General features: G+C 35.4%; 8 protein-coding genes. 5 read left to right on the top strand and 3 right to left on the bottom strand.

The annotated features are described in order from the left end of the window. The first annotated feature begins 1,004 nt into the window (after positions 1 to 1,004). The gene (locus ACJ5H0_RS00685) at positions 1,005 to 1,634 is read left to right on the top strand and encodes a class I SAM-dependent methyltransferase (protein WP_411246742.1); all 630 of its coding nucleotides are present in this window, start codon (positions 1,005 to 1,007) and stop codon (positions 1,632 to 1,634) included. A 120-nt stretch (positions 1,635 to 1,754) separates the two neighbouring features. On the opposite strand, the gene ACJ5H0_RS00680 is transcribed toward ACJ5H0_RS00685, so the two are convergent. Continuing rightward, positions 1,755 to 2,885: a 1-acyl-sn-glycerol-3-phosphate acyltransferase gene (locus tag ACJ5H0_RS00680; protein WP_273647752.1), complete on the bottom strand. Its 1,131-nt coding sequence runs from the start codon at positions 2,883 to 2,885 to the stop codon at positions 1,755 to 1,757. Between the two features lie 342 nt (positions 2,886 to 3,227). Between ACJ5H0_RS00680 and ACJ5H0_RS00675 the strand changes: the two genes are divergently transcribed. From ACJ5H0_RS00675 to ACJ5H0_RS00665, 3 genes are all read left to right on the top strand, one after another. Then, positions 3,228 to 4,091 carry a helix-turn-helix domain-containing protein gene (locus ACJ5H0_RS00675; RefSeq protein WP_411246741.1) on the top strand — a complete coding sequence of 288 codons (864 nt, stop codon included), beginning with the start codon at positions 3,228 to 3,230 and terminating at the stop codon, positions 4,089 to 4,091. A 227-nt stretch (positions 4,092 to 4,318) separates the two neighbouring features. After that, positions 4,319 to 4,477 (top strand): hypothetical protein, encoded by a 159-nt coding sequence (locus ACJ5H0_RS00670; protein WP_411246740.1) that lies wholly within the window; start codon positions 4,319 to 4,321, stop codon positions 4,475 to 4,477. Positions 4,478 to 4,638: 161 nt separating this feature from the next. Next, on the top strand, positions 4,639 to 4,812 hold the full coding sequence (locus ACJ5H0_RS00665) for a hypothetical protein (protein WP_411246739.1): 174 nt from the start codon (positions 4,639 to 4,641) through the stop codon (positions 4,810 to 4,812). 62 nt (positions 4,813 to 4,874) lie between these two features. Here the strand turns inward: ACJ5H0_RS00665 and ACJ5H0_RS00660 are convergent, their stop codons facing one another. Both ACJ5H0_RS00660 and ACJ5H0_RS00655 read right to left on the bottom strand, forming a co-directional pair. Next, a complete protein-coding gene (locus ACJ5H0_RS00660) occupies positions 4,875 to 6,140 on the bottom strand; it encodes an MFS transporter (protein ID WP_411246738.1) in 1,266 nt (421 codons plus the stop codon). Positions 6,141 to 6,253: 113 nt separating this feature from the next. Then, a complete protein-coding gene (locus tag ACJ5H0_RS00655; protein WP_411246737.1) occupies positions 6,254 to 6,847 on the bottom strand; it encodes a TetR/AcrR family transcriptional regulator in 594 nt (197 codons plus the stop codon). 190 nt (positions 6,848 to 7,037) lie between these two features. On the opposite strand from ACJ5H0_RS00655, the gene ACJ5H0_RS00650 reads away from it, so the two are divergent. Then, positions 7,038 to 8,162: an endonuclease/exonuclease/phosphatase family protein gene (locus tag ACJ5H0_RS00650; protein ID WP_411246736.1), complete on the top strand. Its 1,125-nt coding sequence runs from the start codon at positions 7,038 to 7,040 to the stop codon at positions 8,160 to 8,162. Positions 8,163 to 8,230 lie beyond the last annotated feature (68 nt).

Raw genomic sequence — 8,230 nt, 5'->3', positions numbered from 1 at the left:
GTTTTTTTAAAATAGAAACAAGCTATCCCACCCACCTGATCTTATAATCATTGGGTTGTTCTAAAATAGCCTCACATAAAGTGTATTCTATAGAATATTTAGCGGTAGATGATTAATGCCGTATTAAATTCAATATTTTGGAAGAGTGAATGTGATCCGTAGATGAAAATTTGTTCAGGTTAGGATTAAAAGTCTCAAAGACCCTGAACAGGTGTTTAATTTTTTTTTTGTGTTGACACATTTTTCATAGAAATTTAATTTTGTTCATTTAGTTTTAACATATAAAGCCTTTATTCATAGGCTTTTCATACTTTTTGATTCTTTATGTCTCATTTTGGTGATATGCTAATGTAAGTTTTTTATTAATACAAACAGCATTAAAATAATATTAAATTATAAGGTTGTTTAATTAAATTAAATATAACAAATTGAGATATTGCAGTTAGTTTATTCATTATAAAGCTTTTAGACCAATATTATTCTCTGCATAACAATAATCACGTCAGGGTGAATTTTTTATTAACTGTAAAGCTTTATCGCATAACAATATAGTCCAATATAATCTAGTCAATAATTTCAAATTAAAAAGTCTAATAATGGAAATCTATAAATCATTTTATTTTTAAGCTTTATTAATATCATTTTTTCATTTTACGGTGAAACACCCATAATAGAGTAACCTAAATCTTCACCCTTCAACCCTAAATTTCGTTTATCGCATAATTTTATGTTGTTCACATTTTCTTAATTAACTAAAAATAAGGTTTAGATGAAGAATCCTTTCAATTGCACTTAAAGCAAAAACCAGCAAAAAGCTTGTGAGTCTTCAATTTTACTCATTTATGTTATCAGGTGAAATTGACAAATCGAGTATTAATAACATGACTTTTGCTTATTCTAGTCAATTGATCATGAATCCATTTTAAGTATATATTCAAAACTGCACTACTCTTTATTTGGGATTAATAATATTTATTTAAATTGGTATCTAAAAATCTAAAATCATGAAAATATTAAAACCCGTTGAGGCATTTGATAAAGCCGCAAAAATATACCAGGATAAGTTCATGGATGTAAGCTTGTTTGGGAACACTTTTAATTTCTTCTGCGATCAAATAGAGGCTGATCGTGCCGATATTCTTGATATTGCCTGTGGTCCGGGAAATATTACTAAATATTTATTGGACAGAAAACCAGAATACAACATATTAGGAATCGATTTATCCTCGAAAATGCTTGATCTTGCCCAAGCCAATAATCCTACAGCAGATTTTCAACTGATGGATTGCCGGGATATTCATAAGCTCCAAAAAAAATTTGACGGAATTGTTTGTGGCTTCTGTCTTCCTTATTTAACACGTGATGAAGCGATCACCTTAATCAAAGATGTCTCCGCATTGTTAAAGCCCGGAGGTGTATTTTATTTGAGTACGATGGAGGATGATTATAGCAAATCAGGATTGATCACATCCAGTTTAGGAGATCAGGTTTACCTTTATTACCATCAGGAAGATTATTTAGCAAAAGCTTTCCAAGAAAATAATTTTGAAATGTTGCAGGTAAAACGTTTTAATTCTTCCGATAAAGATGGTGTAATGATTACTGACATGGTTTTGATCGGAAAACTGAATTGACCTGTGTGTTATATCATACATGATAAAACTCAAAAGAGTTTGAGTTTACAGGTTTATCTCATTCCCTTTTCGCATTAAAAAAGAATTCTATTTTACAGATTTCAAATATGCTAAAGCCTGCTATTTATTGTATTTATCTTTATTGATAACCGGATTTGCATACATTGCTAAAAAACTTTGTTTCAGCTCTGCATCGGAAATATCGATACGCATTTCCATTCTTCTCTCGAACAGCATCTTTTCATTTTCCGTATAACATCCGGAATATTGATTCGTCTTATGCAAAAGGTCGTAGGCAATGAAATTTGTTGGCCAGAGTTTATAATTCCGGATAATAGAATCATCGATTACCTGAGCAATGGCCTGTAGCTGTTTGTTCTTGTTATCAAATTCTGATCCGATCTCATCAAGCTCAGTCCCGAGTACCTTTCCTGCATGCAGGTGAATGCGTTTTTTCTGGCCCAGCACTCCGCTTAGCATTGTTGTAAAATCCTCATCCTTATCTTTAATATAAACTTCATTTCTTGATTTCGCCATAAGTTGCGGCATCTTCAGAACATCTGTAGGATCATATTCATATGAAATAGATAGCGGAACTATTTTCAGACTTTTAAAGAAGTCGGTTAATGACTGCTCCCCTGCTGCCATGGCAAGCATTTTCAGAACTCCTTGTTGTGTAGCGTCATTGCCGTCTTTGGTTCGGCCTTCTCTTTGTGCAATCCATACGGATCGGTTTTCTTTAGTAAGCAGCTCATAAATATATTCGGACATGATCTTTGAACTGTTTAGTTGTTCACGGATCGGCAGTCCACGCTGAACTAAAAAATTACGATTCAGTTTTGCAAGGATATGAAGGAATGATTTCTGTACCAGATTATCCCCAATTGCTGAAGATGTCATTACAAGTCCCTCATCCAGCAATACCAAATTGAGCAGAGAGGTATCCAGAACAATATCACGATGACTGGAAACAAACAGATAGGCTGTATCCTTATCCAGGTCTTCGAATCCGGAAGTACTTAATCCTTCAGAGCTTTGCTTCAGGATCTGGCGAACGGTATACGCTATAAAGTGGTGTTGAAAATCGCTAATGGAATGAATATCTTTAAATTGTCCAAGCCAAAATTCTTCGTCCTGATCAGGAAAAGTAAAACGCATCAACGCCTTCATCATAGGATGTTTTGCAACACTCTTCAGAGCATCATTAACTTCATCATCATAAAAAGGCCTGATATCATCAAATTTTGACATATTATTATTTAAAAATTAAACGCACTGCAAAAGAACAAAAAAATATTGACTACGCCCGATGATTCATGTCATAATTGTTATTCGGTAAATTGATTATTGAAAGTTTATGTTTAAAAAGAAAATACAGATTGAAAAACTGACCGGTACAACAAAGTACTATTGACCAATATCTTGATTAATTATGTCGAGATAATTTAAAAACAGCTGATAAAATATTGTTTTATTACATTCTCACTTAAAATCATATTTTCTTATCTATATTTGATAGATATTTTAATAGCATGCAAAACATTCTCTTGATAATAATGCTATCCATCACAGGACCGGATAAAAAATAAAGTTATGGTAAATGATTATAAAAAATATGACCTGTTTGGTAAGACATTAATGCAAAAAATTGCATTGACCTCACCTTTTAATTATGATTTTCCAGTTACCGAACAGGCGTGTTTTCTATATGTTTTAAAAGGGGAACTACAATATAAGAAGGATAATGATGAAATTAATATACCTACCCATTATTCTTTACTTCTCAATTGTATCACCTCCGGTAAGCAAATCTATCATGCTGCCTCCGAGACTAACTGTGAAGTTGTAATTGTTACTTTTTATCCGGACATACTAAAGAAAATCTACGATCGGGAATTGCCTTTATTACTTCATCCTCCCGGAAACATCATTTCAAATCAATCCAATGAAAAAATCAACAATGAATTTTTAATTCAAAAATATATTGAAGGACTGTTGTTTTATTTTGAGAATCCGTCTTTGGTAAATGAAGATATCCTGATTCTGAAGCTCAAGGAAATTATACTTTTGTTAGCTCAAACCCAAAATGCGGAAGCAATACAAGTGATATTATCACAGCTTTTTTCTCCTACAACTTACACTTTCAAGCAAATCATTGAAGCCAATCTGTTTTCACAATTAACGATCGAACAGCTTGCAGGACGGGCTAACCTGAGTGTGTCTTCCTTTAAAAGAGAATTTTCAAAACTCTATAATGATACCCCTGCCAACTATATCAGAAACAAAAGGCTTGAAAAAGCTGCCGAACTTCTTGCGGTTTCAGATCAGCGCATCACTCATATTGCATTTGAATGCGGATTCAATGATCTGGCTAATTTTACAAAAAGCTTTGGTGAAAAATATCATCAGAGTCCAACGAACTATCGTCAAAAAATAAAAGACGATAACCCGATATAATATTCCACTTCCTTATTTCTGTTAAAAATCGTCCCTTATAGCATTCTTAAAACCGGTTTAAGGATGCTTTTTTATGAACCAAAATACCAAACAATTGAACGAAATCACAAAGCTATTTCTTTTTTTCTGACGCAACTTTGCAATGTTCCTCTTGGGAAAATATTGAAAAAAAACAATTGAACTGTATTTTTTCAAATAAAGGATTTATAAATTAAAAACATCATAAAATGGGACTATCAGGTTTAGGAATATTCCATACGATTATTGGAATTGCTACCATTGCAGGAGCATTACTATCATTTATTAAATACGGCAAGATCGATCTTAGCAGACTACCGGGAAAATATATTTTTACGGAACCCTTATCACCTCACTTACAGCATTAGGAATTTCGAAGCATGGAGGTTTTAATGCAGGACATATTTTTTCCATCTTTATCATCGTTTTGGTGTCTGCCGCATATTTTCTTTTTTCAAAAAAGCAAAACAGTAACAGAGCACGGTATTTTGAAAATTTCTCACTCTCTTTCAGCTTTTTTCTGTCACTCGTGCCCACGGTTAATGAAACTTTTACCCGTATTCCATTGGGACATCCATTGGCAAAAGATATCAGCGATCCGATTATAGGAAAAACGCTGGGAGCGCTTTTTATTCTGTTTCTTGCGGGTTCGGTATATCAGTACATCAAACAAAAAAGAGCTAACCAACAAGTGTCATTCTAAATTTCATTCTTTGCTTAAAAAAAAATGTTCGGAAAATCCGAACATTTTTATTTGCATTCTATTTACTCCGATAAAGGAACAGGGTCTTCTATGGGAGCTTTATCAACGGTTTTCTTTTTTGCTAAGTTGTCCACTCTCCACATTAAGAAGATACCTAATATAGAAATAGCAACGATCACATATCCCACTATATTATAGTGTTCTAAGGGAGCCCCTTTACTTTTTTGGGTAACGATCACGCCTGCAACCGCTGCTGCTATTCCACCTGCTATTTGCTGCAGAGAAGAATTAATGCTCATGAAAGCGCCACGGTCCTGTAAATCCGGAATGGCACTCGTTAAAGCTGAAGAAGGAATCATACGGCTCATAATACCAATCATCATCAGGATATTAAATATCATCACCAGCCATAACGGAGTTACGGACAGGTTAGTATAAAGCACGCACATCCCCATCATCCATACTGAAGCTATTGCAAATATTTTAAACTTGTCTACTTTATCACTTAATTTTCCGATCAAAGGCATGATCACCAATGAGCTAACCCCAGAAACCATAAATAACATAGGAAGCTGTTCGTTGGTAAGCCCAAGGTTATTAACTGCAAACGCACTTCCGAAAGGCATCATCATAAAACCTCCGATCGAAAGCAAAGCTGTAGCGGCAAACCCTACCCTGTAATTACTTTTTGCAATTGTATGCCACAAATGCTGAAAAGCAGATTTATCCCGTTGTACCGAAAGATGTTTGTTTACAGGCTGCAATTTCAGGAAAATTAAAACAGCAATAACGACACTCAAAGCCGCTACCATCCAGAAAGGTGCTTCCCAGCCCCATTTATTAGCCAGATAAAGCCCGATAGGCACCCCAAGAACCTGGCTTCCTCCAAAGCCCATCTGAATAAATCCCATTACCCTACCTCTTTGTTGCAGCACAAACAAATCAGTTATAATAGCCATAGAAATAGAGCCTATCACTCCTCCAAAAAGGCCTGTAATAATTCTCGCGGCGACCAGGGCCGCATAAGATTGTGCCATACCGCAAAAAATAGTTCCGATAATAAATCCGATGTAAAAAAATAGTAAAAGTTTTTTCCTGTCAAATCTGTCGGCAAAACCCGCCGTCAGCAATCCTGAAACTCCTGCACTGAAAGCATAGGCAGAAACGGCAAAGCCAAAAGCTGAAGGTTTTAGGCTAAGTGATTTCATGAGCATATCGCCCAGTGGAGACATTACCATAAAATCCAATATTACCGTAAACTGGGTAATTGCTAAAATAAATATGACAAACTTCTGATAGCCCGTAAAGGGCAAAGGTTGTTGTTCCATAATTTCTTTAAAAGTAAATTAAGATTCCGGGAGTCGTCAGTTATGACCAAGCTCCTAGCATCCCTTGTTTGATTAGTTTTTGTGTAAATAATAATGTTGTAATGGAAATTTTATCACTTCTTTTTTAAGGCTTTTACGACAAGATCAAATGTCTGCCATAAAATTTCGTCCGTCATTTTAAAGGATTTTCCGCCAAGACTTTTTCCTTCATTATGGAACCTTGCTAAAGAGTACATGGGTGAAAAAGCAACCGACCAGTATACTTCAAAAGGCATTGGGCTGAGTTCACCTCTCTTTACTGCATTGTCCCAGAATTTCCCTAAAGTCTCCTTAAATCCCCGTAAAAAATGATGAAGAAATTCTTCCTGGTAGCTTGAGTTCCTCAATTGCTCAAAAAACAAATGTTTGTCGGGATGAGTGGTCATGTAGCCATACCGATTTCTCCACTGTACCCGTAAGCCTTCTTCAAAATGAGCTTCAGGATCAAAATTCTTTAGAATGGCATCAGACATTGTTTGCCCCTCTTCTTTGGCAATCGTTAAAATTAAATCATCCCGGTCTTTAAAATACAGATAAGGAGTAGCAACAGAAATCTTGCAGGCCTTCGCAAGTTTATTCATGCTGAATCCCTCCAGTCCGTTTCTGATGATCATTTTAATCGCTTCTGTCTTAATGAGCTCTCTTTTATCACCTTCTTTTAAACGCATGAGTAAAGTTCTAAAATTTCAGGCTGTAAAATTAATGAATATTTATTAATTAATAAATATTTATTTTCCTTAAAAGTTAACCTATACCTCAAATTGTACATAAATCTATGTTGATTAAATTATCCTTGTCAACCAAAAAATATTTATTTTAGTAAAAAAAGAACACCAAAACTAAACTTGAAAATACAATATGAAAAAAATAAAAATATTACTGCTATGCTCACTGAGCATGATGGCTTGTTCTCAGGAGGAATCCAGGCAAGATCTGCTAAAGAATTCAAATAAAAAGACGGAAAACAAATGGTCGGCCACTGCTACTGTAAAAGAACTGAAACTTTTCCAGATCAATGTATGGCAGGAAGGAACCTCTGTAACGGGAGGCTATGATGCTATTGTCAATGAAATTGTCCGGTCGGATGCTGATTTTGTATTTCTCAGCGAAGTCAGAAACTATAATAATGTCGACTTTACAAATAAACTGGTTCAGTCACTTCATTCCAAAGGCTATACCTACTATTCTTTCCGTTCAGATGATTCGGGGATATTATCCAGGTATCCGATTATTGAAAACGCTTCTGTCTATCCGGTGAGTAATGATCACGGCTCAGTTTACAAACTGGTCACTCAAATTAACGGACAGCGCATCGCTGCTTACACCAGTCATCTTGATTATACTCATTATGCCTGTTATCTTCCTCGTGGGTACAGTGGGACGACATGGTCAAAACTACCCAATGGTCCAGAAACCAATCTCACAAAAATATCGGAAATGAATCTTGCATCTTATAGAGATGAAGCTATCTCAGCGTTTATCTCCGATGCAAATACAGAAAAAACAAAAGGTTCCATAGTATTTCTGGGAGGAGATTTTAATGAGCCTTCTATGTTTGATTGGGTAAGTAGTACAGCCAACTTATATGATCATCATACCGTAGTTTACGAATGGGATACCACCAAACTCCTGAATAATGCAGGTTTTAAAGACTCATATCGAATGATGCATCCTTCTCCCGTTACCCATCCCGGGTTCACCTACCCCTCCGATAATCCGGCAAAACCCGTCAATCAGTTAACATGGGCTCCTGACGCAGATGAAAGAGAGCGGATTGACTATATTTTCTTTATGCAGGCTCCCAATCTTACTTTAAAAAGCTCCCATATTATAGGCTATAACAAGTCTATTGTAAAAAATATACGTACTCCGGAGAATACCCAGGATTCATTTGTTCCTCCGATAGGTATCTGGCCTTCGGATCATAAAGGAGTGTTATCCACCTTTGAGCTGGTCACACAAAATGGAACAAGTAACCGATAACTTAAATGTGAGTATCCCAAAAGATAGGAACCATGAAAGCATACTGCATTATGGTAACCAATAGCTAT

Source organism: Chryseobacterium proteolyticum (assembly GCF_046591535.1).
GTDB lineage: Bacteria > Bacteroidota > Bacteroidia > Flavobacteriales > Weeksellaceae > Chryseobacterium > Chryseobacterium proteolyticum.
The sequence above is the reverse complement of the archived record's forward strand: the minus strand, read 5'-3'. Positions and strand labels throughout refer to the sequence as shown.

Excerpts from the sequence above, each read along its gene's own strand:
- ACJ5H0_RS00655 (WP_411246737.1), bottom strand. The coding sequence starts at position 6,847 with ATGCGTTTAAAAGAAGGTGATAAAAGAGAGCTCATTAAGACAGAAGCG.
- ACJ5H0_RS00670 (WP_411246740.1), top strand. The coding sequence starts at position 4,319 with ATGGGACTATCAGGTTTAGGAATATTCCATACGATTATTGGAATTGCT.
- ACJ5H0_RS00660 (WP_411246738.1), bottom strand. The coding sequence starts at position 6,140 with ATGGAACAACAACCTTTGCCCTTTACGGGCTATCAGAAGTTTGTCATA.
- ACJ5H0_RS00680 (WP_273647752.1), bottom strand. The coding sequence starts at position 2,885 with ATGTCAAAATTTGATGATATCAGGCCTTTTTATGATGATGAAGTTAAT.
- ACJ5H0_RS00650 (WP_411246736.1), top strand. The coding sequence starts at position 7,038 with ATGAAAAAAATAAAAATATTACTGCTATGCTCACTGAGCATGATGGCT.
- ACJ5H0_RS00675 (WP_411246741.1), top strand. The coding sequence starts at position 3,228 with ATGGTAAATGATTATAAAAAATATGACCTGTTTGGTAAGACATTAATG.
- ACJ5H0_RS00685 (WP_411246742.1), top strand. The coding sequence starts at position 1,005 with ATGAAAATATTAAAACCCGTTGAGGCATTTGATAAAGCCGCAAAAATA.